At 59.5% G+C, this 23,504-nt stretch carries 26 protein-coding genes and 1 other RNA gene; 7 read left to right on the top strand and 20 right to left on the bottom strand.

Annotated features, from left to right (window positions below):
* Positions 1-4: 4 nt before the first annotated feature.
* The 9 genes from mraY to rsmI all read right to left on the bottom strand — a co-directional run bounded on the left by mraY (position 5) and on the right by rsmI (position 8,896).
* Positions 5-1,087: a phospho-N-acetylmuramoyl-pentapeptide-transferase gene (gene mraY, locus OU997_RS12435; RefSeq protein ID WP_108489637.1), complete on the bottom strand. Its 1,083-nt coding sequence runs from the start codon at positions 1,085-1,087 to the stop codon at positions 5-7.
* Positions 1,087-2,457, bottom strand: a complete 1,371-nt coding sequence (locus OU997_RS12430) for a UDP-N-acetylmuramoyl-tripeptide--D-alanyl-D-alanine ligase (protein WP_108489636.1) — start codon at positions 2,455-2,457, stop codon at positions 1,087-1,089. Before OU997_RS12430 ends, mraY begins: the two co-directional genes overlap by 1 nt.
* Entirely contained in the window at positions 2,450-3,913 is a 1,464-nt protein-coding gene (locus OU997_RS12425) for a UDP-N-acetylmuramoyl-L-alanyl-D-glutamate--2,6-diaminopimelate ligase (protein WP_267806847.1), read from the bottom strand. Before OU997_RS12425 ends, OU997_RS12430 begins: the two co-directional genes overlap by 8 nt.
* Entirely contained in the window at positions 3,913-5,652 is a 1,740-nt protein-coding gene (locus tag OU997_RS12420) for a peptidoglycan D,D-transpeptidase FtsI family protein (protein WP_371920621.1), read from the bottom strand. Before OU997_RS12420 ends, OU997_RS12425 begins: the two co-directional genes overlap by 1 nt.
* On the bottom strand, positions 5,649-5,942 hold the full coding sequence (gene ftsL / locus OU997_RS12415; protein ID WP_108489633.1) for a cell division protein FtsL: 294 nt from the start codon (positions 5,940-5,942) through the stop codon (positions 5,649-5,651). Before ftsL ends, OU997_RS12420 begins: the two co-directional genes overlap by 4 nt.
* Positions 5,939-6,880 carry a 16S rRNA (cytosine(1402)-N(4))-methyltransferase RsmH gene (gene rsmH, locus OU997_RS12410; protein WP_177479919.1) on the bottom strand — a complete coding sequence of 314 codons (942 nt, stop codon included), beginning with the start codon at positions 6,878-6,880 and terminating at the stop codon, positions 5,939-5,941. Before rsmH ends, ftsL begins: the two co-directional genes overlap by 4 nt.
* Before the next feature lie 2 nt (positions 6,881-6,882).
* Positions 6,883-7,338 carry a division/cell wall cluster transcriptional repressor MraZ gene (mraZ, locus tag OU997_RS12405; protein WP_108489631.1) on the bottom strand — a complete coding sequence of 152 codons (456 nt, stop codon included), beginning with the start codon at positions 7,336-7,338 and terminating at the stop codon, positions 6,883-6,885.
* Positions 7,339-7,647: 309 nt separating this feature from the next.
* Positions 7,648-8,006: RNase P RNA component class A (gene rnpB / locus OU997_RS12400), an RNA gene on the bottom strand.
* A gap of 41 nt (positions 8,007-8,047) precedes the next feature.
* Entirely contained in the window at positions 8,048-8,896 is an 849-nt protein-coding gene (gene rsmI, locus OU997_RS12395) for a 16S rRNA (cytidine(1402)-2'-O)-methyltransferase (protein WP_177479956.1), read from the bottom strand.
* A gap of 149 nt (positions 8,897-9,045) precedes the next feature.
* On the opposite strand from rsmI, the gene OU997_RS12390 reads away from it, so the two are divergent.
* From OU997_RS12390 to OU997_RS12375, 4 genes are read left to right on the top strand one after another with little or no spacing between them, the layout of a single operon-like run.
* Entirely contained in the window at positions 9,046-10,857 is a 1,812-nt protein-coding gene (locus OU997_RS12390; RefSeq protein ID WP_267806845.1) for a penicillin-binding protein activator, read from the top strand.
* The gene (locus tag OU997_RS12385; protein WP_177479917.1) at positions 10,854-11,228 is read left to right on the top strand and encodes a YraN family protein; all 375 of its coding nucleotides are present in this window, start codon (positions 10,854-10,856) and stop codon (positions 11,226-11,228) included. The genes OU997_RS12390 and OU997_RS12385 overlap by 4 nt, the downstream gene beginning before the upstream one ends.
* Before the next feature lie 30 nt (positions 11,229-11,258).
* On the top strand, positions 11,259-11,852 hold the full coding sequence (locus OU997_RS12380; RefSeq protein WP_090249136.1) for a phosphoheptose isomerase: 594 nt from the start codon (positions 11,259-11,261) through the stop codon (positions 11,850-11,852).
* Entirely contained in the window at positions 11,849-12,382 is a 534-nt protein-coding gene (locus OU997_RS12375; RefSeq protein WP_108486149.1) for a BON domain-containing protein, read from the top strand. Before OU997_RS12380 ends, OU997_RS12375 begins: the two co-directional genes overlap by 4 nt.
* 67 nt (positions 12,383-12,449) lie before the next feature.
* Here OU997_RS12375 and OU997_RS12370 read toward each other — a convergent pair whose 3' ends face one another.
* The 7 genes from OU997_RS12370 to rplM all read right to left on the bottom strand — a co-directional run bounded on the left by OU997_RS12370 (position 12,450) and on the right by rplM (position 17,265).
* Complete coding sequence (locus tag OU997_RS12370; protein WP_267806840.1) at positions 12,450-12,863, bottom strand: ClpXP protease specificity-enhancing factor; 414 nt, start codon at positions 12,861-12,863, stop codon at positions 12,450-12,452.
* A 15-nt stretch (positions 12,864-12,878) separates the two neighbouring features.
* A complete protein-coding gene (locus tag OU997_RS12365) occupies positions 12,879-13,496 on the bottom strand; it encodes a glutathione S-transferase N-terminal domain-containing protein (protein WP_108486147.1) in 618 nt (205 codons plus the stop codon).
* A gap of 89 nt (positions 13,497-13,585) precedes the next feature.
* On the bottom strand, positions 13,586-14,368 hold the full coding sequence (locus OU997_RS12360) for a cytochrome c1 (protein ID WP_108486146.1): 783 nt from the start codon (positions 14,366-14,368) through the stop codon (positions 13,586-13,588).
* A complete protein-coding gene (locus tag OU997_RS12355) occupies positions 14,368-15,579 on the bottom strand; it encodes a cytochrome b (protein ID WP_108538027.1) in 1,212 nt (403 codons plus the stop codon). The genes OU997_RS12360 and OU997_RS12355 overlap by 1 nt, the downstream gene beginning before the upstream one ends.
* The gene (gene petA / locus OU997_RS12350) at positions 15,579-16,172 is read right to left on the bottom strand and encodes a ubiquinol-cytochrome c reductase iron-sulfur subunit (protein WP_090249148.1); all 594 of its coding nucleotides are present in this window, start codon (positions 16,170-16,172) and stop codon (positions 15,579-15,581) included. Before petA ends, OU997_RS12355 begins: the two co-directional genes overlap by 1 nt.
* Positions 16,173-16,429: 257 nt before the next feature.
* Positions 16,430-16,822 carry a 30S ribosomal protein S9 gene (gene rpsI, locus OU997_RS12345; RefSeq protein WP_108489408.1) on the bottom strand — a complete coding sequence of 131 codons (393 nt, stop codon included), beginning with the start codon at positions 16,820-16,822 and terminating at the stop codon, positions 16,430-16,432.
* Positions 16,823-16,836: 14 nt separating this feature from the next.
* Positions 16,837-17,265, bottom strand: a complete 429-nt coding sequence (rplM, locus tag OU997_RS12340) for a 50S ribosomal protein L13 (protein ID WP_090382254.1) — start codon at positions 17,263-17,265, stop codon at positions 16,837-16,839.
* 250 nt (positions 17,266-17,515) lie between these two features.
* Between rplM and OU997_RS12335 the strand changes: the two genes are divergently transcribed.
* The gene (locus OU997_RS12335) at positions 17,516-18,553 is read left to right on the top strand and encodes an NADP(H)-dependent aldo-keto reductase (protein WP_267806836.1); all 1,038 of its coding nucleotides are present in this window, start codon (positions 17,516-17,518) and stop codon (positions 18,551-18,553) included.
* A 58-nt stretch (positions 18,554-18,611) separates the two neighbouring features.
* Here the strand turns inward: OU997_RS12335 and OU997_RS12330 are convergent, their stop codons facing one another.
* Positions 18,612-19,748: an acyl-CoA dehydrogenase family protein gene (locus tag OU997_RS12330; protein ID WP_267806835.1), complete on the bottom strand. Its 1,137-nt coding sequence runs from the start codon at positions 19,746-19,748 to the stop codon at positions 18,612-18,614.
* A gap of 240 nt (positions 19,749-19,988) precedes the next feature.
* Between OU997_RS12330 and OU997_RS12325 the strand changes: the two genes are divergently transcribed.
* Positions 19,989-20,894 (top strand): GlxA family transcriptional regulator, encoded by a 906-nt coding sequence (locus OU997_RS12325; protein ID WP_177479953.1) that lies wholly within the window; start codon positions 19,989-19,991, stop codon positions 20,892-20,894.
* Positions 20,895-21,029: 135 nt separating this feature from the next.
* Positions 21,030-21,995: a hypothetical protein gene (locus OU997_RS12320; RefSeq protein ID WP_267806834.1), complete on the top strand. Its 966-nt coding sequence runs from the start codon at positions 21,030-21,032 to the stop codon at positions 21,993-21,995.
* Here OU997_RS12320 and OU997_RS12315 read toward each other — a convergent pair.
* The 3 genes from OU997_RS12315 to OU997_RS12305 all read right to left on the bottom strand — a co-directional run bounded on the left by OU997_RS12315 (position 21,992) and on the right by OU997_RS12305 (position 23,449).
* Positions 21,992-22,234 (bottom strand): DUF6435 family protein, encoded by a 243-nt coding sequence (locus OU997_RS12315; protein ID WP_267806833.1) that lies wholly within the window; start codon positions 22,232-22,234, stop codon positions 21,992-21,994. The two genes, OU997_RS12320 and OU997_RS12315, sit on opposite strands and share 4 nt — an antisense overlap.
* A 105-nt stretch (positions 22,235-22,339) precedes the next feature.
* On the bottom strand, positions 22,340-22,966 hold the full coding sequence (locus tag OU997_RS12310; protein ID WP_108489413.1) for a PolC-type DNA polymerase III: 627 nt from the start codon (positions 22,964-22,966) through the stop codon (positions 22,340-22,342).
* A 3-nt stretch (positions 22,967-22,969) separates the two neighbouring features.
* Positions 22,970-23,449, bottom strand: coding sequence for an NYN domain-containing protein (locus tag OU997_RS12305; protein WP_108489414.1), 480 nt, complete (start codon positions 23,447-23,449; stop codon positions 22,970-22,972).
* Positions 23,450-23,504 lie beyond the last annotated feature (55 nt).

The following is a 23,504-nucleotide window of genomic DNA, read 5'->3' as shown; positions in this document are numbered from 1 at the left end:
TTCCTCAACGCAGCTTCAGGGTGGCAAGGCCGATCAGCACCAGAATCACGGTGATGATCCAGAAACGCACGATCACGCGCGGCTCGGGCCAGCCTTTCAGTTCAAAATGGTGATGGATCGGCGCCATGCGGAACACGCGCTTGCCGGTCAGTTTGAAGCTGGCGACCTGGATGATCACCGACAGGGTTTCCACCACGAAGATGCCGCCCATGATGAACAGCACCACTTCCTGACGGACGATCACCGCGATGGTGCCCAGTGCCGCGCCCAGAGCGAGCGCGCCAACGTCGCCCATAAACACTTGCGCCGGGTAGGTGTTGAACCAGAGGAAGCCAAGACCAGCGCCGACCAGGGCGGCGCAGAACACGATCAGTTCACCTGCACCCGGCACGTAGGGAATAAACAGGTATTCGGCGAACTTCACGTTGCCCGACAGGTAGCAGAAAATCCCCAGCGCGCCGCCGACCATCACGGTAGGCAGAATGGCCAGGCCGTCGAGGCCGTCAGTGAGGTTGACAGCGTTGCTCGACCCGACGATCACGAAGTAGGTCAGGACCACGAAGCCCAGGCCCAGCTCCAGACCGAAATCCTTGATCATCGGCAGGATCAGGGTGGTTTCCACCGGGCTTTGCGCAGTCATATAAAGGAACAGGGCCGCCCCCAGACCGAACACCGACTGCCAGAAGTACTTCCAACGACTCGGCAGGCCCCGCGAGTTCTTTTCGATCACCTTGCGATAATCGTCGACCCAGCCAATGGCACCAAACAGCAGGGTGACGGCCAGCACGACCCACACATAGCGGTTGGACAGGTCAGCCCAGAGCAGGGTGCTGAAAGCAATGGCCGACAGAATCAGCGCCCCCCCCATGGTTGGCGTGCCCTTCTTCGACAGATGCGACTGTGGGCCGTCATTGCGCACCGCCTGGCCGATCTGGCGAATCTGCAGGGTGCGGATCATCCATGGACCGAGCCACAGCGACAAGGCCAGCGCCGTGAGCACGCCGAGAATGCCGCGCAGTGTCAGGTACTGGAACACTGCGAAACCCTTGTGGAACTGTTGCAGGTATTCCGCCAGCAGCAGCAGCATTAGTGAACCTCCCCAGACGTGCCACACAGTGCCGCCACGACGTTTTCCATCGCGGCGCTGCGTGAACCTTTAATAAGAACAGTGGTGTCGCCCTGCTCGCTCTGCAGCGCCGCAATCAGGCTGGCCTGGTCGGCAAAATGCCGGCCATCTGTGCCGAATTCTTCAATGGCAAACGCCATCAGCGGGCCAACGGCATACACCGCATCGACCTTACCCAGCGCATAGCTGCCGACCTGGCGATGGCCCTGCTCGGCCCACGCACCCAGCTCGCCAATGTCACCCAACACCAGCACGCGGCGGCCGGGGAAACCGGCGAGGATATCGATGGCGGCGCAGACCGAAGTCGGGTTGGCGTTGTAGCTGTCGTCGATCACGCGCAGGCCACTCGGTGCAATCTGCGCAACGGCGCGACCCTTGACCGGTTGCAGGTTTTCCAGGCCGGCCTTGATTGCCACAGGCGCAACCCCCAGCGCCAGAGCGGCAGCAGCCGCGGCCAGGGCGTTGGCCACATTGTGCTCACCAAGCAGATTGAGCTGGATGCGGGCCTGACCGCTGGCGCAATGCAGGGTAAACGCCGAGCAGCCACGAGCATCGCGGGCCAGCTCGCTGGCGTAAACGTCAGCCGCCGGATTAACCAGGGCGAAACTGCTGACGCGGCGACCTTTGGCGCGCTGCTGCCAGATGGTAAAGGCCCGGTCATCAAGGTTGAGCACGGCCACACCGCTGTCGCTCAAGCCTTCGAGTATCTCGCCCTTGGCTTCAACAATTTTCTCTGGGCCGCCAAACTCACCCACATGCGCAGTGCCGGCGTTATTCAGCACGGCCACCTGGGGCTTGGTCAGGCTGACGGTGTAAGCAATCTCGCCGACATGGTTGGCACCCAGTTCGATGACACCGGCGACATGCTCAGGCGCCAACTCCAGCAGGGTCAGCGGCGCACCAAGGTCGTTATTGAGGTTGCCACGGGTGGCCAGCACCAGACCTTGCAGGCCTTCGCGCAGGATGCTGGCGAGCATTTCCTTGACGGTGGTCTTGCCGCTGGAACCGGTGATGGCGACCACCGGCGCAGTGAACGCCTGACGATTCAGCGCGCCCAACTGCCCCAGGGCCACACGGGTATCGGCGACCAACAGTTGCGGCAGCGGCGCATCCGCCACTTCACGCTCAACCAGCGCCGCCACTGCACCTTTGCCGGCGACTTCAGCCAGGTAGTCGTGGCCATCAAAGCGCGGGCCGGCCAGGGCGACAAACAGCTGGCCTGGCTGAATGGCGCGGCTGTCGCTGCTGACGGCGCTGAACACCACATCGCCCCCGATCACTCGGGCGCTCAGTGGCCCCACCACTTCGCTCAACCGCAGCGCCTTAAGCATGCGCCACCTCCCATGCAGCCAACGCGTTGGCTGCTTCGACCAGATCGGAGAATGGCTGACGCACGCCGTTGATTTCCTGATAGTCCTCATGCCCCTTACCGGCCATCACCAGCACATCATCGGCAGACGCGCTGGCGATTAGCTGAGCAATCGCCTGACCACGGCCATGGACGAACTGCACGGCCTCAGGTGTGGCGAAACCGGCGCGAATGTCTTTGAAGATCTGTGCAGGGGCTTCGGTGCGTGGGTTGTCATCGGTGACCAGTACCGCATCAGCGAGGCGCTCGACCACCGCTGCCATCAGCGGGCGCTTACCGTTGTCACGGTCGCCACCACAGCCGAACAGGCACAGCAGGCGGCCTTTGACATGCGGGCGCAGGGCTTCGAGGACTTTTTCCAGCGCATCTGGCGTGTGCGCATAATCCACAACGACCAAAGGCAGCTTGCCACCGCCCAGGCGCTGCATACGGCCAATAGGGCCCTGCAGCTGCGGCAGCACTTTGAGGATTTCATCCAGCGGGTAATCCAGGCCGAGCAGCGCACCAACCACCGCCAGCAGGTTGCTCAGGTTGAAGCGCCCGAGCAGCGAGCTGCGCAGGCTGCCTTCACCGCGCGGGGTGACCAGCGTGGCGCGCACACCCTGCTCGTCAAACTGCGCATCGCGGCAATACAGATAGGCGTCGGCGTCGATCAGGCTGTAGCTGATCAGCCGGGAGTCGTGCTCCGCAGCGGCCAGTTCACGACCAAAGGCATCATCCAGGTTGAGCACCCGGCAACGCAGGTCCGACCAGGCGAAGAGCGTGGCTTTCGCATCGGCGTAGGCCTGCATAGAACCGTGATAGTCCAGGTGATCACGGGACAGGTTGGTCAGCACCGCCACATCAAACGCCAGGGCAGCCACTCGTCCCTGATGCAGGCCGTGTGACGAGACTTCCATGGCCACGGCGCGAGCACCGGCGTTCTTCATGTCAGCCAGGGTGGCCTGCACGCCAATCGGGTCAGGTGTGGTATGACGGCCCTGCTCGAGCGCGCCGTAGAAACCATTGCCGAGGGTGCCGACGATACCGCAGCGCTCGCCAAGCAGGTCCAGCGCCTGGGCCAGCAATTGGCTGACGCTGGTCTTGCCGTTGGTGCCGGTAATACCGATCAGGTGCAGGCCACGGCTTGGCTCGCCATAGAAGCGCCCGGCAATCGCCGACAACTGACTGGCCAGACCTTTGAGCGCAACCAGCTCCGCACTGTGCGCGGTCATCACGGCAGCGCCCTCCACCTCGTAGGCTACAGCGGCCGCGCCGCGGGCAACGGCATCGGCAATGTGCACGCGACCATCTTGCTGGGTGCCCGGCACAGCCAGAAACAGGTCACCCGGACGCACCTTGCGGCTGTCCAGGGTCAATTCGCGAATCAGGGTTGAGCTGGCGGCTTCCGGCAACAGCTGATTAAGCGGCATGGGCATCAGATACGCCCTCCTTTAACGGGTGCAGCAGCGACGGTTTCGACCTTCACCGCATCAGGTGGCGGCAGATTATCCGGTGCAACGTTCATCAGCCGCAGCGCACCGGCCATGACCTTGCCAAACACCGGTGCAGAAACCAGGCCACCGTAGTAACCGCCTTCGCTTGGTTCATCGATCATGATCACAGCGGCAATACGCGGGTTGTCGATGGGTGCGACACCCGCGAAGAACGAGCGATAAGCCTTGTCGACATAGCCCTTGCTGCCGGTAGCGGCTTTACGCGCGGTGCCGCTCTTGCCGCCGACGTGGTAACCCGGCACCTTGGCCCGCGCACCGCCGCCGCCCGGCTCTTCAACCACGGCCTGAAGCATGCCAAGCACGGTTTTGGCGATCTGCTCATCAATCACTTGAGTCGAGACCGGCTGACGGTCCAGCCGCACCATCGACAGTTGCACGTTCTTGCCGTCGTTGGCCAGCACCGAGTAGGCATGCGCCAGCTGCACGGCTGTCACCGAAAGGCCGTAGCCGTACGCCAGGGTGGCGGTCTCGGCCTGTTTCCAGACCCGGTAGTTGGGCAGATTGCCAACGCGCTCACCGGGGAAGCTCAGACCCGTGTCCTGGCCCAAACCGACTTGCTGCATCACGGCGTAGATAGGCTCGGCACCAATATCGAACGCCACCTTGCTGATGCCGACGTTGCTCGACTTCATCAGAATCTGGGTCAGGTTAAGCACACCGCCACGCGACACGTCACGGATGGTGTAACGGCCGATACGCAGACTGCCGGGAGCAGTATCCACGGTCATTTCCGGCGTCCAGCGACCAGAGCCAAGGGCGGCGGCGATGGAAAACGGCTTAACGGTCGAGCCGGGCTCAAACACATCAATCATTGCCCGATTGCGCATGGCCGCCGGCTGCAGGTTGCGGCGATTATTCGGGTTGTAGGTCGGCTGGTTGACCATGGCCAGCACTTCGCCGGTCTGCACGTCGAGCAACACCAGGCTGCCGGCCTTGGCGCCGAACTCGGTGACGGCATTGCGCAGCTCGCGGTGCGCCAGGTATTGCAGGCGCAGGTCAATCGACAATGCCAAGGCCTTACCGGCCTTGGCATTCTGTGCCACCTGGACATCCTTGATCAGCCGCCCGCGCCGATCCTTGAGCACCTGACGCTTGCCTGGCACGCCGGCCAGCCAGTCCTCGAAGGCCAGTTCCATGCCCTCGCGGCCGCGGTCATCAATGTCGGTAAAGCCCACCACATGGGCAGCTACCTCACCAGCCGGATAAAAGCGGCGGAACTCTTCAATGCCATACACCCCTGGCACTTTCAGATCGAGAATGCGCTGCCCCTGCTCCGGCGTCAGCCCGCGCACCAGGTACATAAACTCGCGCTCGGCATTGGCCTGCAGCCGCACACTGAAGGCCTTGGGCTCCTGCCCCAGGGCAGCCGCCAGTGCATTCCACTTGGCCTGGCCACTCTGCAGTTCCTTGCCGTTAGCCCACAAGGTGATAACTGGGGTACTTACGGCCAAAGGTTCGCCATTGCGATCGGTGATCAGGCCGCGGTGCGCCGGAATCGGGATATGCCGAACGCTGCGCGCATCGCCATGGGCCTGCAGGAAGCGCTGATCGAACACTTGCAGGTCGACAATACGCCAGGCGATCGCGCCCACCATCAGTGCCAGCAGTAGCAGCACCAGACGGAACCGCCAAGGGTAGAGTGCGCCTTCAAGCCCCATCATGGCGCCACCATACGCACTTCGGCGGCATCCGGAATCCGCATGCTCAGGCGCTCAGTGGCGAGGGTTTCGATACGGTTGTGCGCCGTCCAGGTGCTTTGCTCGAGGATCAGCCGACCCCACTCAGCCTGCGCTTTGTCGCGCACGCTGAGCTCGGCATACAGCTCATTGAGCAGCTGGCGATTCCAGTGCGCGCTGTAGGAAACCCCTACGGCCGACACCAGCACAGCCAAGAACAGCAGCAGCATCAGCAGACTACCGCCGGGCAATGGCTTAGCGAACAGCGCGCTCATCGCACTTTCTCGGCAATGCGCATTACAGCGCTGCGCGAACGCGGATTGGCCGCAAGCTCAGCCTCGGAAGCAAACACCGGCTTGCCGATCAGTTTCAGGCGCGGCTCAAACGCTTTCGGGATGATCGGCAGATCACGCGGCAGCTTGTCCACCTCACCCTTGGCATGCTTGCGCATAAAGAGTTTGACGATGCGATCTTCCAGCGAATGGAAGCTGATCACCACCAGGCGACCGCCCACCTCAAGGTTTTCCAGAGCGGCGTCGAGGCCGCCTTCCAGATCACCCAATTCGTTGTTGATATAGATGCGCAGACCCTGGAAGGCGCGAGTCGCCGGATTCTTGCCCTTTTCCCAGGCAGGATTGGCGACAGTCAACACCTGAGCAAGGTCGGCGGTGCGGGTAAACGGCTGCTCGGCGCGACGCAACACGACTGCACGGGCCATGCGTTTGGCGAAGCGTTCTTCGCCGTACTCCTTGAAAACCCGGGCGATTTCTTCTTCAGCGGCGCTGGCGATGAAGTCTGCAGCGCTGACACCGGCATCCGGGTTCATGCGCATATCCAGCGGACCGTCATTCATAAAACTGAAGCCGCGCTCGGCGTCATCCAGCTGCGGCGATGACACGCCCAGGTCCAACAGAATACCGCTGACTTTGCCTGCCAGAGCGCGCTGTACTAGTTCGTCACCCAGCTCGGCAAAGCTGCGCTGCACAACGACAAAGCGGCCGTCTTCGGCCGCCAGCGCATTCCCGGTCGCGATTGCCAGGGGATCTTTGTCAAACCCCAGCAAGCGACCGTCTGGCCCGAGCCCTTCCAGAATCAGCCGGCTATGCCCGCCACGTCCAAAGGTGCCATCCAGGTAGCAACCGTTCGCGCGCACAGCCAGCCCTTCGACAGCCTCGTCGAGTAGCACGGTGATATGGCGAAAGTTGCTGGTCATGGTCACAGGATCAAGTCACGTAGATCGTCGGACAGAGCACCCGGTTGCTTGATCGCGGCCAGATCGGCATCGGCCACGGCATTCCAGGAATCTTCGTCCCACAGTTGAAATTTATTGAGTTGGCCGACCAGCATCGCGCGCTTGTCCAGCTTGGCGTACTCACGCAGACGGGGCGGCACCAGGAAACGACCACTGGCATCCAGCTCAAGGTCAACAGCGTTGCCAATCAGCAAACGCTGCAGACGGCGGTTTTCTTCACGAAAAGAAGCGAGCTCGCGGAGCTTGGCTTCAATCAGCTCCCACTCGGACAACGGATAGACACACAGACAAGGATCAATGGCATCAATCGTGACAATGAGCTGACCGGCACAACGCGACACAAGCTCATCCCGATACCGACTTGGCATCGCGAGTCGCCCTTTGGCGTCGAGACTGATGGCGTTAGCTCCGCGAAACACGATCGCGTTTCCCCTTTTTATTAGCTATCCGTGCCTAAGAAACCCACTTTGTGCCACTTCTTACCACTCGCGCACACTATAGGAACGCACGCCCCCCACCGTCAAGGCACGCTTGGAGGGAAAAATCCTTATAGAACGGCGATTTAGCAAACTTTCAGAGAGGCGAAACGGAGGAAAAACTCGAAGTTTCGGACACAAAAACAAGCCGATACAGCAAGCTGAACTTCAAAGTTAAAGTGATTTATTAAGAGTAAGATTTTTTCGGTATTAGAAAGGAAGCGAAACAGTGAAGCGGATAAATGAGGAAGGGTGGAGAGTCGATCTGTAAGCCGGGTTCTGTCGAGGACAGTCATTCCTCTACGACGTACATCACTGCACGCCTTTAGCAACCTACCCGGTTCCAGCGCGGGCCACGCCAATGGAACCCTATTTGGTCTTGCTCCGAGTGGGGTTTGCCTAGCCACGAACTGTTACCAGTCGCGCGGTGCGCTCTTACCGCACCTTTTCACCCTTACCGGCACCGAAATGCTTAGGCGGTTATTTTCTGTGGCACTTTCCGTAGGCTCACGCCTCCCAGGCGTTACCTGGCACTCCGCCCTATGGAGCCCGGACTTTCCTCCCCCGCATTACGCAGAACGCAATACGGCAGCGACTGCCCGATCGACTCTCCGCGGGCAAGGTTAACGGCCCGCGCCCGATAGAACAAGGTTTAAACGTCTTTCTGCTGCTCCAGGGCAACCTGATAGAGCAAGTTCTTGCGCACTCCAGTGATCTCCGCCGCCAGCGCTGCCGCACGCTTCAGCGGCATTTCGGCCAACAGCAGATTCAACACACGCATCGCTTCAGCACTGACCGCCTCTTCACCTTCGGGCGCCTGCCAACCTGCCACCAACACCACACATTCACCGCGCTGTTGATTACTGTCGGCAGCCACCCAAGCGGCCAGTTCAGCCAACGGCATACCCTTGAGCGTCTCAAAGGTCTTGGTCAGCTCACGCGCCAACAAGGCCGGACGCTCATCGCCGAAAACTGCCTGCATATCCTGCAGACACTCGAGAATGCGGTGCGGCGCCTCATAGAAGATCAGCGTACGCGGTTCTTCCTTTACCTGCTCAAGACGTGCGCGACGCCCTGCCGCCTTGGCAGGCAGAAAACCCTCGAAGATAAAGCGATCCGAGGGCAAGCCCGCAGCAGACAGCGCAGCAATCAGCGCGCAGGCGCCCGGCACTGGAACCACCGCAACACCAGCAGCGCGCGCCTGGCGCACCAGGTGATAGCCCGGATCAGAAATCAGCGGAGTGCCGGCATCGGAGATCAACGCCACATCGTCACCCTCGAGCAACCGCGCAAGAAAGCGCCCACCCTGATCGCGCTCGTTGTGCTCATGACAGGCTGCCAGCGGGGTGCCGATGCCAAAGTGCTGCATCAGCCGTGCGGAATGACGAGTGTCTTCTGCGGCGATCAGAGCCACGCTGCGCAGGATAGTCAACGCCCGCGTGCTGATGTCATCCAGGTTGCCAATGGGCGTAGCCACCACATAAAGACGGCCCAAAGGCACATTTGCAGCAGCGGAAGTGGTCACAGCACAGGCCTCTCAAAATCAACAAAGCGCGCATTGTAGCCCGTTTCCAACCTTCGACATCGCGCCACCCGGCGGGCTTGGGTACAATTCAAGGCTCAATTTGATCAAGTATCAGGAACGCTTACATGATCGCCTGCCTGCGCCCCCTTTCCATCCTCTGCCTTGCTGGCTTGCTCGCCGCCTGCGCCAGCCAACCTTCATCGACCCTGGGCGAGCTGCCACGCACACCACAAGCCAGCATCGAACAACTGCTGCAGCAAGCGGCCGAGAGCCCCGTTGAGCAAGGCGCGGCACTGCGTTTGTCGGCGGCAGATCTGGCCTATAAACAGAAGGATTTAGCCCGCGCCAGCAGCATTCTGGAGCAGGTGCAACTGGAACACCTGAAGCCCGCTCAGCAGATCTACACCAGCACCCTGCGTGCCGAACTGGACATGAGCCGCAACAAACCCAAGGCCGCCCTGCGCGCCCTCAGCCACCCAAGCATGGAGCGCCTGGGCGAGCTACCGGTTGAGCAGCAGGTACGCAGCCAACTGGTGCGCGCCACTGCCCTGCAAGCCACCGGACAAATCCTGGCCGCAGCCCGCGAACGCGCCTATATCGGCCCGCTGCTCAGTGGCGCCAGCGCCGCAGATAACCAGGAAGCCATCTGGGCTCTGATTTCCAGCCTGCCGCAAAGCGAACTACGCGCCAGCGGCGATGCCGACCTCGACGGCTGGCTGGAACTGGCCCGTGCATCCAAGAGCGCAGGCACCCTGGAACAGCAGCAAAGCGCCATCGATACCTGGATTGCAGCCAACCCGCAGCACCCTGCCGCGCAACAACTGCCGCAGGCGCTGGTCGAGCTGAAAAAGCTCTCCAGCCAACCACTGACCGAGATCGCCCTGCTGCTGCCACAAGATGGCCAACTAGCCAGCGTGGCGCGTGCGTTGCGCGACGGCTTTCTGGCAGCCCACTACCAAGCACAGCAAGCCGGACAGAACCCTCCGAACGTTCAGATTTTTGACAGCTCGCGCATAGGTTCCATGGACGCCTTCTACGCCCAGGCTAAGGCCGCCGGCGTACAACTGGTAATCGGCCCCCTGGAGAAAAACCTGGTCAGCCAACTGAGCAGCCGCGAACAACTGCCCATCACCACCCTCGCCCTGAACTACAGCGAAGGCAGCCAGGAAGGTCCGGCGCAACTGTTCCAGTTCGGCCTCGCTGCCGAGGACGAAGCCCGCGAAGTCGCCCGGCGCGCTTGGGCCGACGGCATGCGCCGCGCCGTAGCGCTGGTGCCCAACGGCGAATGGGGCGACCGCGTACTCGCCGCCTTCCGCCAGAGCTGGCAAGCCCAGGGCGGCACTCTGATTGCGGCCGAACATGTTGATCAGCCTGTCGAGCTGGCCCGGCAGATCGCCGACCTGTTCCAGCTGCGCGAAAGCGAGGCGCGCAGCAAGCGCCTGCAGAACACCCTGGGCACCTCGGTAGCCGCCGCTCCGTCACGCCGCCGTGATGTCGACTTTATTTTCCTCGCCGCCACTCCACAGCAGGCCCAGCAGATCAAACCGACCCTGGCCTTCCAGTACGCCGGCGATGTACCGGTGTATGCCACATCACACCTGTTTACCGGCACCTATAACCAGGCGCAGTACATCGACCTCAACGGCATCATGTTCTGTGAAACACCCTGGCTGCTGAACGTCAACGACCCACTGCGCCAGCAAGCCAGTACGCAATGGCCGCAGGCCGGTGGCAGCCTCGGCCGCTTGTATGCCATGGGCGCAGACGCTTACCTCCTGGCACCGCGCCTGAACCAACTCAAAGCCTTGCCCGAGACTCGCCTGCAGGGCCTGTCCGGCAACCTGAGCCTGAACCCGAACCAGCGTATCGAGCGCCAGCTACCCTGGGCCGCGTTCCGCGATGGCCAGGTCCAGCCCCTGCCTGAAAGCATCAATTGAGCGAGCGCATTAGCACGCAACAACGCGGTGATGCTGCCGAAGCCCAGGCGCGGCAGCATCTCGAACAGCATGGCCTGCGTCTGCTGGCACAGAACTGGCGCTGCCGCCTTGGTGAGCTCGATCTGGTCATGCTCGACGCCGATACAGTAGTATTCGTAGAAGTTCGCTATCGGCGCTATAGCGCCTGGGGCGGCGCAGCAGAGAGCGTGGATGCACGCAAACGTGAGAAACTCAGCCGCGCCGCTCAGCACTTCCTGCAACAAGAATCACGCTGGGCCAAGTACCCATGCCGCTTTGATGTGATTGCCATAAACGCCGACAGCCAAGCCCCCGCGCAACTGGACTGGATTCAAAACGCCTTTGATACCTGAACAGAAGCCACACTGAAGGTTATATCTCCAATGGACATGCAAGCCCGTATTCGCCACCTGTTCCAAGCCAGCATTGAAACCAAGCAGCAGGCCATGGAAGTGCTCATCCCCTTTATCGAGCAAGGCAGCCAGGCCATGGTTCAGGCACTGCTCAGCGAGGGCAAGATTCTCTCCTGCGGTAATGGCGGCTCTGCCGGCGACGCCCAGCACTTCTCCTCCGAGCTGCTCAACCGCTTCGAGCGCGAGCGCCCCAGCTTGCCAGCCATCGCTCTAACCACCGATAGCTCGACCATCACCTCGATTGCCAACGATTACAGCTACAACGAGGTGTTCTCCAAGCAGATTCGCGCACTCGGCCAGCCGGGCGACGTGCTGCTGGCGATTTCCACCAGCGGTAACTCAGCCAACGTGATCCAGGCCATCCAGGCCGCCCACGACCGCGAGATGACCGTGGTGGCTCTCACCGGCCGCGATGGCGGCGGCATGGCTTCACTGCTACTGCCGGAAGACGTGGAGATCCGCGTCCCCTCGAAAGTCACCGCACGCATTCAGGAAGTCCACCTGCTGGCCATCCACTGCCTGTGCGACCTGATCGACAGCCAACTGTTTGGGAGTGAAGAATGACCCGTTCACCGCTGATCCTTGCCGCCCTTGCGCTGGCACTCGCCCTGGCCGGCTGCGGCAACCGCAGCGTCGGCAACAAGATCGACGACCAGTTCATCCCTTCGGAAGTCAGTTCCAGCGTTGCCCGCGCGCACATCGATCTGACCAGCCCGACGTCGCATATTGTCGTCACCAGCTACAACGGTGTAGTTCTGCTCGCGGGCCAGACACCGCGCAACGACCTCAAGGGCATGGCCGAACAGGCCGCCCGCCGCGTCAACAACGTGAAGAAGGTGCACAACGAACTGCAGGTTCTGCAGCCCACTTCGCTGCTGGTGCGCAGCAATGACTCGTTGCTGACTAGCCGCATCAAGACCCAGATGCTAGCCGACAGCGCCGTGCCAGGCTCGCGCATCAAGGTGATCACTGAAAACGGTATCGTCTATATGCTCGGCCTGGTCTCGCAAGCCGAAGCCACGCACGCCACCAACCTGGTGCAAAGCGTATCCGGCGTACAGAAAGTGGTGAAGCTGTTCCAGTACACCAACTGATAGCACCAGCAAAACCGCCCGTACGACAACCATAAAAAAGGCGATCCTCGGATCGCCTTTTTTATGGTTACTTGACCACTTTCAGACTGGGCCTACCACTGGGGCGCGGCGGCTCATCATCCGGCGGACTTTGCTCATCCGGATCTTCGATTTCATCGCCATCAAGCATCGGCGACTCCGCATCAAACACCATGCCCTGACCATTCTCCCGCGCATAGATCGCCAGCACTGCAGCCGCAGGGATATATAGACCCTGCGGCACACCGGAAAAGCGCCCTTCAAAGCTCACCGCTTCGTTATCCATATGCAGATGACGCACAGCCGTGGGCGAAACATTAAGGACAATCTGTCCATCGTTGGCAAAGCCGGCGGGCACCTGAACACCGGGAAACTCAGCATTCACCAGCAGGTGCGGGGTGCAATCGTTGTCCACGATCCACTCATAGAGGGCACGCACCAGATAAGGACGGCTCGACTTCATGACAACCTCCTTGGGTTAACGCATGTCACGTTCAGCAGGTGACAAGCTGATCTGAAATGCCTCACGGGCAAACTGACGCTCCATGTAATCGAGCAACGGTTTGGCCGGCTTTGGCAACTCTATTCCCAGAATCGGCAAACGCCAAAGAATGGGCAGCAGGCAGCAGTCGACCAGGCTCAACTCGTCACTGAGAAAATACGGCTTATCAGCGAACAGCGGCGACACGCCAGTCAAACTCTCGCGCAACTCCTTGCGCGCCAAAGCACGGGCCGCCTCCTTGCTACGCGGATCGAGAATCAGGTCAACCTGAGCACACCAGTCACGCTGGATACGATGAATCAGCAGCCGGCTATTCGCACGCGCCACCGGATACACCGGCAACAACGGCGGATGCGGGTAACGCTCATCCAGATATTCCATCACCACCGTTGACTCATACAGCGCCAGATCACGATCCACCAGCGTTGGCAGGCTGGCGTAGGGATTAACCTCCAGCAGCTTGGCCGGGTAGCGATCCTTCTCGACACTGATGATTTCGGCGCTGACACCCTTCTCGGCGAGCACAATGCGTACGCGGTGGGAATAGTGGTCGGCGGGGTCGGAGTAACAGGCCAACCGATTGGTCACGCCCATGGCGATCCTCCTCGCTTATAAAGTTATGTGAAGCAGAAAGACCTGCGCGCCCAAAGGGGCGCGCAGGTCAACAGCGGAGATGCAAAGGATTAATGCACGTCCTTCCAGTATTCGCGCTTGAGCAGATAGGCGAACACGAAGAAGAAGGCAAGATACAGCAGAACGTAGGTACCGATACGCTGACTTTGCAATTTGACCGGATTGGCCGAGTAGGCGAGGAAGGTCACCAGGTTCTGGATCTTTTCATCGAACTCTTCAGTGCTCAACTGGCCAGTCTTAGGCTCGATGGTCAGTTGATCACAGGCCTCGTGGGTGATCGGCGTGCCGGTCAGCGGATCGAACAGCTTCTTGCCATCCTCAACCACTTGAACCTGCTTGCAACCGATGTATTGACGGCCCTGCAGGGCCACCAACACGTTCGGCATGCCCACATTCGGGAACACCTTGTTGTTGGCACCCAGCGGACGCGCAGTGTCTTCATAGAAGGTGCGCAGGTAGGTGTACAACCAGTCGTTACCACGTACACGAGCGACCAGGGTCAGGTCAGGCGGCGCCGCGCCGAACCAGGCCTTGGCGTCTGCCGGCTTCATGCCGATTTTCATGTGCTCGCCAATCTTGGCGCCGTTGAAAACCAGGTTTTCCAGCATGACCTCATGCGGGATCCCCAAATCATTGGCGACGCGCTCATAGCGCTGGTATTGGGCCGAATGGCAACCCATGCAGTAGTTGGCGAAGGTACGAGCACCATCTTGCAGAGCCACCTTGTCTGCCAGATCGATATCAACCTTGTCCAGTGGATACTCAACACCACCAGCGGCAAAACCCAGGCCTGGCAGAAGCGCAATAATTAATGCTGCAAAATGCTTTTTCATCAGCCAGTCACCCTTTCCGGAACCGGTTTGGTCTTCTCGAGTTTGGTGTAGAACGGCATCAGGATGAAGTACGCGAAGTACAGGAAGGTACATACCTGCGACAACAGCGTACGGCCCGGCGTCGGAGCCAGCACACCCAACACGCCCAGAATCACGAAGGACACGCAGAAGATCAGCAGCCAGACCTTGCTCATCCAGCCCTTGTAACGCATCGACTTGACCGGACTACGATCCAGCCATGGCAGCACGAACAGCACTGCAATAGCCGCACCCATGGCAATAACACCCAGCAGCTTGTCTGGCACCGCACGCAGAATCGCGTAGAACGGGGTGAAGTACCAAACCGGCGCAATATGCGCGGGGGTCTTGAACGGGTTGGCCGCTTCGAAGTTCGGCTTCTCGAGGAAATAGCCACCCATTTCCGGGAAGAAGAAGATCACGAAGCAGAAGACAAACAGGAACACCACAACACCGACGATATCTTTAACGGTGTAGTACGGGTGGAAGGCGATGCCGTCGAGCGGAATGCCGTTTTCGCCCTTTTTCTTCTTGATGTCGACGCCGTCTGGGTTGTTTGAACCCACTTCGTGCAACGCCAGGATGTGTAACACCACCAAGCCGAGAATTACGATCGGCAGAGCCACAACGTGCAGGGCGAAGAAGCGGTTCAAGGTGATACCGGAAATCAGGTAGTCACCGCGAATCCACTGAGTCAGATCCGCACCGATCACCGGAATGGCACCGAACAGCGAGATGATTACCTGGGCACCCCAGTAGGACATCTGGCCCCACGGCAACAGGTAGCCCATGAAGGCCTCAGCCATGAGCATCAGGTAGATCAGCATGCCGAAGATCCACACCAACTCACGCGGCTTCTGATAAGAGCCGTAAAGCAGACCGCGGAACATATGCAGGTAGACCACCACGAAGAACGCCGAAGCACCGGTGGAATGCATGTAGCGCAGAATCCAGCCGTACTCCACATCACGCATGATGTACTCGACCGAAGCAAACGCCTCTTCAGCCGACGGGTTATAGCTCATGGTCAGCCAGACACCGGTAACGATCTGGTTAACCAGAACCAACAATGCCAGGGAGCCGAAGAAGTAGAAGAAGTTGAAGTTCTTTGGCGCGTAATACTTGGAGAGATGGTCTTCCCACATCTTGGTCGCGGGAAAGCGCGCATCGACCCATTCCATGAATTTATTCATCATGCTTTCTCCTGATCCACACCGATGATGATTACATCATCCGACTCATACGTGTGCGGCGGTACAGGCAGATTCAAGGGTGCCGGCTGAGCCTTGTAGACACGCCCTGCGAGGTCGTAGCGCGAACCGTGGCATGGGCAGAAATAGCCACCAACCCAGTCTGCACCGAGATCCGCCGGGGCCACTTCCGGACGGAAGGATGGCGCACAACCCAGGTGAGTACACAGGCCTACCAGCAGCAAAACCTCTGGTTTGATTGAGCGGGTTTTCGGGTCGACATAGCTCGGTTGTTCCGATGCCTTGGAATCGAAGTCAGCCAGCTGACCCTCGATTTTCACCAGATTACTGAGAATTTCCTCGGTACGGCGCACGATAAAAACCGGCTGCCCCCGCCACTCAGCAACCATCTGCTGGCCCGGCTCAATTTTGCTGACGTTCACCTTAACGGGTGCTCCGGCAGCTTTAGCCTTGGCGCTTGGGAACCAGGACCCCACGAACGGGACCGCGGCACCCACCGCTCCTGCAGCGCCCACCACAGAGGTGGCCGCTACCAGAAAGCGACGCCGGCCTGCATTCACGCCGTCATTGCTCATTCAGTCGTCTCCCATCAGCTTTATGGCCTGTTGGTCAGGCCTATACTAGGTAAAAATCGAGTCGCGCAAAAAATTTGCCAAATGGTAAAGAAAAGCCCCTTTACTGACAAGGTAATTACCCACGGACAACAGACTCAACCCCTTACAAATCAGGGCATCCGCGGATGCGGCATGATGCCGCACAAGCTTTCGACACCCATAAAAAAACGCCCAGCTCCGAATGGTGCTGGGCGTTTTTTTTGAACGCAGGTAGCGAATTAACGCTTGGAGTACTGCGGACGCTTACGCGCTTTACGCAGACCAACCTTCTTACGCTCAACTTCACGGGCATCGCGAGTCACGAAGCCTGCTTTACGCAGAGCCGGACGCAGAGCCTCGTCGTAGTCCATCAGAGCGCGAGTGATACCGTGGCGGATTGCGCCAGCTTGACCACTTACACCGCCACCAACAACAGTAACGTAAACGTCGAATTTCTCGACCATCTCAACCAGCTCCAGCGGTTGACGAACTACCATGCGGGCAGTTTCGCGACCGAAGAAGGTATCGAGAGCACGATTGTTGATGGAGATTTTGCCAGTACCAGCACGCAGGAAAACGCGAGCGGTTGCAGTCTTGCGACGGCCAGTGCCGTAATTTTGAGTCGCCGACATAATGAACTATTCCGTTAAATCTTCAGTTCTTGGGGCTGCTGAGCGGTATGAGGGTGAGCAGCACCCGCATAGACTTTCAGCTTACGGTACATGTCGCGACCCAGCGGGTTCTTCGGCAGCATGCCTTTTACCGCAGTCTCGATCACGCGCTCAGGGGCTTTAGCGATCAGCTTTTCAAAGTTGATCGACTTGATGCCGCCCGGAAAACCGGAGTGGGAGTAGTACATCTTGTCAGTGGTTTTGGCACCAGTAACACGAATCTGCTCGGCATTGATGATGACGATATAGTCGCCAGTATCAACGTGCGGAGTGTATTCAGGCTTGTGCTTGCCACGCAGACGGCTTGCAACTTCGGTAGCCAGACGACCCAGGGTCTGACCTGCAGCGTCGACGACAAACCAGTCGCGCTTAACTGTTTCCGGTTTAGCAGTAAAAGTTTTCATTCTTTATAGCCTCAGGGGCCGCCCTGATAAATAAGACGGCGGATCTTACTGAATAGTGCGTACTTTGACAAGGTCAAAGGCAGCCGAAAACAGGCGCTATCGGGGGCTCGGGTCAGCGCGTCCGTAATACGGCAAGATTCTTCGGCAGGCGGCGCATCACTTCCACTGCAGAAAGAGGTGCGCAATTATGCAGATTGCGCGGAGAATTTCAACACGATTATGCCAACCCACTTTATTCAAGGAGCTTGCAATGGATTACCGTCAACTCGGCCGTACCGATCTCAAGGTCAGCAGCCTGTGCCTGGGCACCATGACCTGGGGCGAGCAGAACAGTGCCAGCGAGGGTTTCGCCCAGATCGAACGCGCCAAGGCTTACGGGGTGAATTTCATCGATACGGCGGAAATGTATCCAGTGCCCCCGCGTGCCGAGACCTACAGCAAGACCGAACAGATCATCGGTGACTACTTCCAACAACGCGGTGATCGTAATGACTGGGTGCTGGCCAGCAAGATCGCCGGCCCAGGTAATGGCATCAGCTACATCCGCGACGGCCAACTCAAACATAACCGTGCGCACATCGTTGCAGCGCTGGATGCCAGCCTCAAACGCCTGCAGACCGACTGGATCGACCTCTATCAGCTGCACTGGCCGGAACGCCCAACCAACTTCTTCGGCCAACTCGGCTATCGCCACCAGCACAGCGAATACACGCCTTTGGAGGAAACCCTCGAAGCCCTGGACGAGCAGGTCAAAGCCGGAAAAATTCGCCATATTGGCCTGTCCAATGAAACGCCGTGGGGCACCATGAAGTTCCTGCAGCTGGCAGAGCAACGCGGCTGGCCGCGCAGCGTATCGATTCAAAACCCCTACAACCTGCTTAACCGCAGCTTCGAAGTGGGCCTGGCCGAAATCGCCATCCGTGAACAATGCGGCCTTCTCGCCTACTCCCCCCTGGCCTTCGGCATGCTCAGCGGCAAGTACGCAGACGGCGCACGCCCAGCCAATGCACGGATCAGCCTGTTCAACCGCTTTGCTCGCTACACCAATCCGGAATCGGAAAGCGCTTGCGCACGTTACGTCGATCTAGCGCGCAAACATGGCCTGGATCCAGCGCAGATGGCCCTGGCCTTTGTTACCACACAACCCTTCGTCACCAGCAACATCATCGGCGCAACCAGCCTGGAGCAACTGGACTGCAACCTGGCCAGCAGCGAGCTGACACTGTCCGCCGAGGTAATGGCCGGCATCGAGGCGATCCACAAAGCCCAGCCCAACCCGGCACCCTGACCGATACCAGAGACATAAAAAAGCCCGGCGATTACCGGGCTTTTTACTCAACGCATGATCACAGCGAGCGGGCGATGATCTCTTTCATGATCTCGTTTGTGCCGGCGTAGATACGCTGCACCCGCGCATCAGCCCAGGCACGCGCCACCGGGTATTCCCACATATAGCCGTAGCCACCGTGCAACTGCACACACTCATCCAACACCTTGCACTGCAGGTCAGTCCCCCAGTACTTGAGCATCGCGGCGGTCGGCACATCCAGTTTCTTATTCAGGTGCAACTCCAGGCAGCGATCGACAAACACACGACCAACTTGAATCTCAGTGGCCATCTCCGCCAACTTGAAGCGGGTGTTCTGAAAGTCACCAATTGCCTTGCCGAAGGCCTTGCGCTCACGGGTGTATTCAAGTGTCCACTTGAGCGCCGCCTCGGCTGACGCCAGAGCCCCTACCCCGACAGTCAAACGCTCCTGCGGTAACTCCTGCATCAGGTAGGCGAAACCCATACCCGCTTGACCCAACAGATTTTCTTTGGGCACGCGCACATCCTGGAAGAACAGCTCGGAGGTGTCCTGAGCCTTCATACCGACCTTTTCCAGACGCTTGCCCTTGGAAAAACCCGGGGTATTGGCCTCGACCAGAAACAGGCTGGTGCCCTTGGCACCGGCTTTTGGATCGGTCTTGGCCACCACGATCACCAGATCAGCGAGGAATCCATTGGTGATAAAGGTCTTCGAGCCATTGATCACATACTCATCACCCTCCAACACGGCAGTAGTTTTCACGCCCTGGAGGTCGGAACCGGCACCGGGCTCAGTCATGGCGATGGCGGTGACCATCTCACCGGACACCAGTTTGGGCAGGTAATGCTGCTTCTGCGCTTCACTGCCGTAATGCAGGATATAGGGGGCGACGATGTCCGAATGCAGCGAGAAACCAATGCCGGTCAGCCCCAGGCGACCGACCTCCTCGATTACCACCGTGCTGTAGAGAAAATCCGCCGCCATGCCGCCATATTCTTCCGGTATATGCGAGCAGAGCATCCCCGCCTCCCCCGCCTTGTTCCACAGCGCGCGATCGATATGGCCATCCTTCTCCCACTGGTGGTGAAAAGGCACGGCTTCCTGCTCAAGGAACTTGCGCACGCTGTCGCGAAACTGTTCGTGTTCGGAGCTGAAAATCGTTCTGGGGATCATGGCAACACCTGCTTGATAGAGCGGTTTTAAAGTGGCCTCGACTTTAGCCAAGCAAACGCTTGGTCACACTGGACACAAGCGCCAAAAAATAAGACGATCCAGCCAGCTCATGACCACTTAGCCTTAATAAGAACAATATATATGCCGAATCCGTCACCAGCGCCGCTGCACCGCGTCAGCATTCTTGCCACCGAGGGCGTGTTTGCCTCGACCCTGATGCAGGCCAAAGACTTCTTCCACATGGCCAGCCTACGTTACGGCAAACAGCAGGGCCGCGGCCTGACACCGACCTTTGAAATCCACCTGGTCAGCCCGGATGGCAAGCCCGTGCGCAGTTTCAGTGATGTGCTGATCCCGGTCGACAGCGCGCTGGACGATGCTGACGTGATCATCCTGCCAGCCTTCTGGGATGATTTCGATGCACTGTGCCAGCGCCATCCGCAGGTGCTCAGCTGGCTCAAGCAACGCCACGCGGCGGGCACAGCCATCTGCGGAGAGGCTACCGGCGTGTTCTGGATGGCCCAGGCTGGCCTGCTCGATGGCAAGGAAGCTACCACCTACTGGCGTTTCTTCAGCGAGTTTGCCGAGCGTTTCCCCAAGGTGCTGCTCAATCAGGAAAAGCACTTGTCGGATGCTGACAACCTTTACTGCGCCGGTGGCGTGACCTCAGCTTGCGACCTTTATATCTACCTGATCGAACGGTTCTGCGGCGCCAGCGTGGCCCAGGGCGTGGCCCGCGACATTCTTTATGAAGTGCAGCGTAACTACGCACCCGGTCGCATCGGCTTTGGCGGGCAGAAACTGCACCACGACATGACCATCCTGCAAATCCAGCAATGGCTGGAAGACCACTTCGCCGACAAGTTTCGCTTCGAAGATGTGGCCCGCGAACACGGCATGAGTATCCGCAACTTTATGCGCCGCTTCCAGACCGCCACCGGCGACAAGCCGCTGCACTACCTGCAGCGCCTGCGCATCGAAACCGCCAAGGGCCTGCTCAGCGCCACCCGCAAAAGCATCAAGACCATCAGCTACGAAGTCGGTTACGACGATGCCAGCTTCTTCGCGCGCCTGTTTCGTCAGCACACGGAACTGTCACCCAACCAGTACCGCCGCCAGTTCCAGCACAAGGACAGCCATGCTTAAGGCTGGCCATGAAAGGCATCGGACGCAGTGAAAACCCGCGCAACTCATCCTTGGATGGGTGGGACGCGGGAGGTAGCACTCTATGATCGGCGCATCCCTTGCGGGACTACCTACAACAACAATCAGGTCATCGCCATGCGCCGCACACTTATTGCCTTACTTGCCGCCTGCAGCTTCAGCGCAGTCGCCGCCGACAACTGGAAACCCTTTCCCTACGACCAAAGCGCCTACGACTATTCAGGCGACAAGCTGCGCCAAGCCTGGCCGCAACTGACCCGTGGTTTCGGTGCCAACTACCCCTTCCCCGACGCCGACTGGGTAGTGACCATGGCCACCACCCACCCGCAGGCCCTGGAGAAAACCGTACTGGCCAATACCGGGTTTACCGGCAAGCCGGAAGAAGCCGAGATCTACGCCGCCAAACTGCAGGACGTGTGGCGCCTGATGTTCCGTGGCGACTTCGCCGAGGCGAAGAAACAAGGCCTGGCCCTGGGGGTCGGCGGACAAATTCCAGCCATGTTCGCCCAGGTGGTCTACGCCATGTTCCTGGTCCCCGACCAAGCTGAGAAACATAAGCTACTGGAAGAAGTGATCAGCTACACCGACCAGGCCGGCGAGCTGGTACAGGCCGACACCGTGGCACAGTTCGGCCGCGTCTACGCCAAGGCACGCCTGGGCGAAGAGTTGTCGGTGCCTGTAGTGCTCAAGCGCGGCTACACCTCGCAGATCCCTGACGAACTCAAGGCTCTACTGGCCAAACAACCCAACCAGCCTTTCGCTCTCGCCCTTTATGGCGGTTATGAAGCAGGGGTGATCCGCAAGGTCGGCAAGATGGTCGGCCGCATGACCTACGGCGTCAGCGCGGACAATATGGAGAAGTACTTCAGTCGCAGCTTCAAGGCCCAGGACAACCTGCCCATCGGCCACTACGAGTACGCTAACGCCCTGACCTACGTGTATGGCGACGACGAACAGGCCAAGGCTCTGCAGCACCTCAAGCGCGCCGTAGCGATCAAGCCAATCAACGCCATGGAAGCGTTAGAAGTGGCCCACGCGCAGAAAATGCTCGCCCAGTACGAGCAGAAGCTGGCGCAGAACTAAGCACCACTGAAACGCAAAAAGGCTGCCTGATGGCAGCCTTTTTTGATTATCACATCGGCGAACCATTGCTTAGCCCGCTCCAGGGGCTCCAACTGCGTCCAAAACGCCTGCGCGTCTTCCGTCAGCATCGAATAGCTGCGGATATCACTGTTACGCTGCGCCTGCATCGCCTCTTCCAACTTGGCACTGTATTGCTTGCGTAGTTTCTTGGCGGGCTCGCGTTTAAACAAACCGAACATACTGTGTGCCTCTGTCGACAAAGAGCCCTGAATAAGCGCCTGCCCGGCTTAATTCAGCTACGCGCCACACTTGAGGCGCAGTTGTAACGAGACGCTAAAACACCGTCAGCCAAAGGCATGATCGCGGATTTTCTGCAGCGCCAGCGACATCTTCGCGGCCGGCACCCGCTGCAGGTTACACAGCAGCTCATGCGAGATATCGGCAATGCCGTGGCGCTCGCGCAGCAGCGCCACCATAAAGCAGGTCAGGTTGGCCGCCATCTCGGCATCGGCCAGCGCACGGTGTGCCTTGCCAGTATCAGGCAGGCCGATCCACTGATTGAGATTACCCAGCTTATGACTCGGCGCCATCGGTAACAGACGACGCGACAGCAACAAAGAACAGGCAAACGGCTGCACACGACGACGGCGAATCAGCGCCAGCTCAGCGTCCCAAAATTTCTGATCGAAACTGGCATTATGCGCCAGTAACGGACGGTCGCCGACAAACTCCACCACGTCCTGCATCACCTGCGCGGCAGGCGGTGCGGTGCGCAGCATGGCGTTGCTGATGCCGGTGAGTTGCTCGATAAACGGCGGTACCCAGGCGCCACTGTTCATCAGACTCTGGTAGCGCGCAACGATCTGCCCATCCTCGACGATTACCACACCGATTTCGGTGGCGCGCGCCTGCTGGGCCGGTGACATACCGGTGGTTTCAAAGTCGAGTACAGCGATGGAATCCGTGAGCATCAATCAGTTTCTCAGCAGCAGCGCGCCATCGATCGGCACGTAGCGGCTGGCCGCACGCACCAGCGATTGCGCAGTCAGCCCCGGCACGCCATAGGCCACGGCCTCGACGCCATAACTGCCACGGATCTTGTCCAGCAGCAGGTCGAAGTCACCGTCGCCGGAGGCCAGCACCACTTCATCGACCCGCGGCGCTGCGTCCATGATGTCGATGGTGATGCCAACATCCCAATCGCCTTTGGCCGAGCCGTCGCTACGCTGAATAAAAGGTTTGAGCTTCACGGTAAAACCAAGGTTGCGCAGGATCTGCTGAAACTGCTGCTGCTTCTGGTCACCGCGATCAATGGCGTAGGCATAGGCTTCGACAATCTGCCCGTGCTGACTGATATCGGCCCACAGCGCGGCGTAATTGAAATGACAACCATAAGCCTGGCGCACGGTGTAATAGAGGTTCTGTACATCGGCGAATACGGCGATCTTCTTCACCGGTAATCCTCATCATGCGGCTGACGGGCAGAAAGCCCTCAGGTTAAAGTCTGTG

This window comes from Pseudomonas sp. SL4(2022) (genome assembly GCF_026625725.1).
Classification (GTDB): Bacteria; Pseudomonadota; Gammaproteobacteria; order Pseudomonadales; family Pseudomonadaceae; genus Aquipseudomonas.
Note: the sequence above shows the minus strand (reverse complement) of the source record. Positions and strands in the feature narration are given on the sequence as shown.

Bases quoted from the DNA above. Each gene is read 5' to 3' on its own strand.
- ftsL (WP_108489633.1), bottom strand. From the start codon at position 5,942: ATGAGCGCGCTGTTCGCTAAGCCATTGCCCGGCGGTAGTCTGCTGATG.
- petA (WP_090249148.1), bottom strand. From the start codon at position 16,172: ATGAGCAATGACGGCGTGAATGCAGGCCGGCGTCGCTTTCTGGTAGCG.
- OU997_RS12315 (WP_267806833.1), bottom strand. From the start codon at position 22,234: ATGTTCGGTTTGTTTAAACGCGAGCCCGCCAAGAAACTACGCAAGCAA.
- OU997_RS12425 (WP_267806847.1), bottom strand. From the start codon at position 3,913: ATGCCCATGCCGCTTAATCAGCTGTTGCCGGAAGCCGCCAGCTCAACC.
- OU997_RS12380 (WP_090249136.1), top strand. From the start codon at position 11,259: ATGGACATGCAAGCCCGTATTCGCCACCTGTTCCAAGCCAGCATTGAA.
- mraY (WP_108489637.1), bottom strand. From the start codon at position 1,087: ATGCTGCTGCTGCTGGCGGAATACCTGCAACAGTTCCACAAGGGTTTC.
- OU997_RS12420 (WP_371920621.1), bottom strand. From the start codon at position 5,652: ATGATGGGGCTTGAAGGCGCACTCTACCCTTGGCGGTTCCGTCTGGTG.
- OU997_RS12355 (WP_108538027.1), bottom strand. From the start codon at position 15,579: ATGAATAAATTCATGGAATGGGTCGATGCGCGCTTTCCCGCGACCAAG.
- rplM (WP_090382254.1), bottom strand. From the start codon at position 17,265: ATGAAAACTTTTACTGCTAAACCGGAAACAGTTAAGCGCGACTGGTTT.
- OU997_RS12360 (WP_108486146.1), bottom strand. From the start codon at position 14,368: ATGAAAAAGCATTTTGCAGCATTAATTATTGCGCTTCTGCCAGGCCTG.
- OU997_RS12335 (WP_267806836.1), top strand. From the start codon at position 17,516: ATGGATTACCGTCAACTCGGCCGTACCGATCTCAAGGTCAGCAGCCTG.
- OU997_RS12330 (WP_267806835.1), bottom strand. From the start codon at position 19,748: ATGATCCCCAGAACGATTTTCAGCTCCGAACACGAACAGTTTCGCGAC.
- OU997_RS12310 (WP_108489413.1), bottom strand. From the start codon at position 22,966: ATGCTCACGGATTCCATCGCTGTACTCGACTTTGAAACCACCGGTATG.
- OU997_RS12370 (WP_267806840.1), bottom strand. From the start codon at position 12,863: ATGAAGTCGAGCCGTCCTTATCTGGTGCGTGCCCTCTATGAGTGGATC.
- OU997_RS12325 (WP_177479953.1), top strand. From the start codon at position 19,989: ATGGCCAGCCTACGTTACGGCAAACAGCAGGGCCGCGGCCTGACACCG.
- rsmH (WP_177479919.1), bottom strand. From the start codon at position 6,880: ATGACCAGCAACTTTCGCCATATCACCGTGCTACTCGACGAGGCTGTC.
- OU997_RS12390 (WP_267806845.1), top strand. From the start codon at position 9,046: ATGATCGCCTGCCTGCGCCCCCTTTCCATCCTCTGCCTTGCTGGCTTG.
- OU997_RS12430 (WP_108489636.1), bottom strand. From the start codon at position 2,457: ATGCTTAAGGCGCTGCGGTTGAGCGAAGTGGTGGGGCCACTGAGCGCC.
- OU997_RS12375 (WP_108486149.1), top strand. From the start codon at position 11,849: ATGACCCGTTCACCGCTGATCCTTGCCGCCCTTGCGCTGGCACTCGCC.
- rpsI (WP_108489408.1), bottom strand. From the start codon at position 16,822: ATGTCGGCGACTCAAAATTACGGCACTGGCCGTCGCAAGACTGCAACC.
- OU997_RS12320 (WP_267806834.1), top strand. From the start codon at position 21,030: ATGCGCCGCACACTTATTGCCTTACTTGCCGCCTGCAGCTTCAGCGCA.
- OU997_RS12365 (WP_108486147.1), bottom strand. From the start codon at position 13,496: ATGGGCGTGACCAATCGGTTGGCCTGTTACTCCGACCCCGCCGACCAC.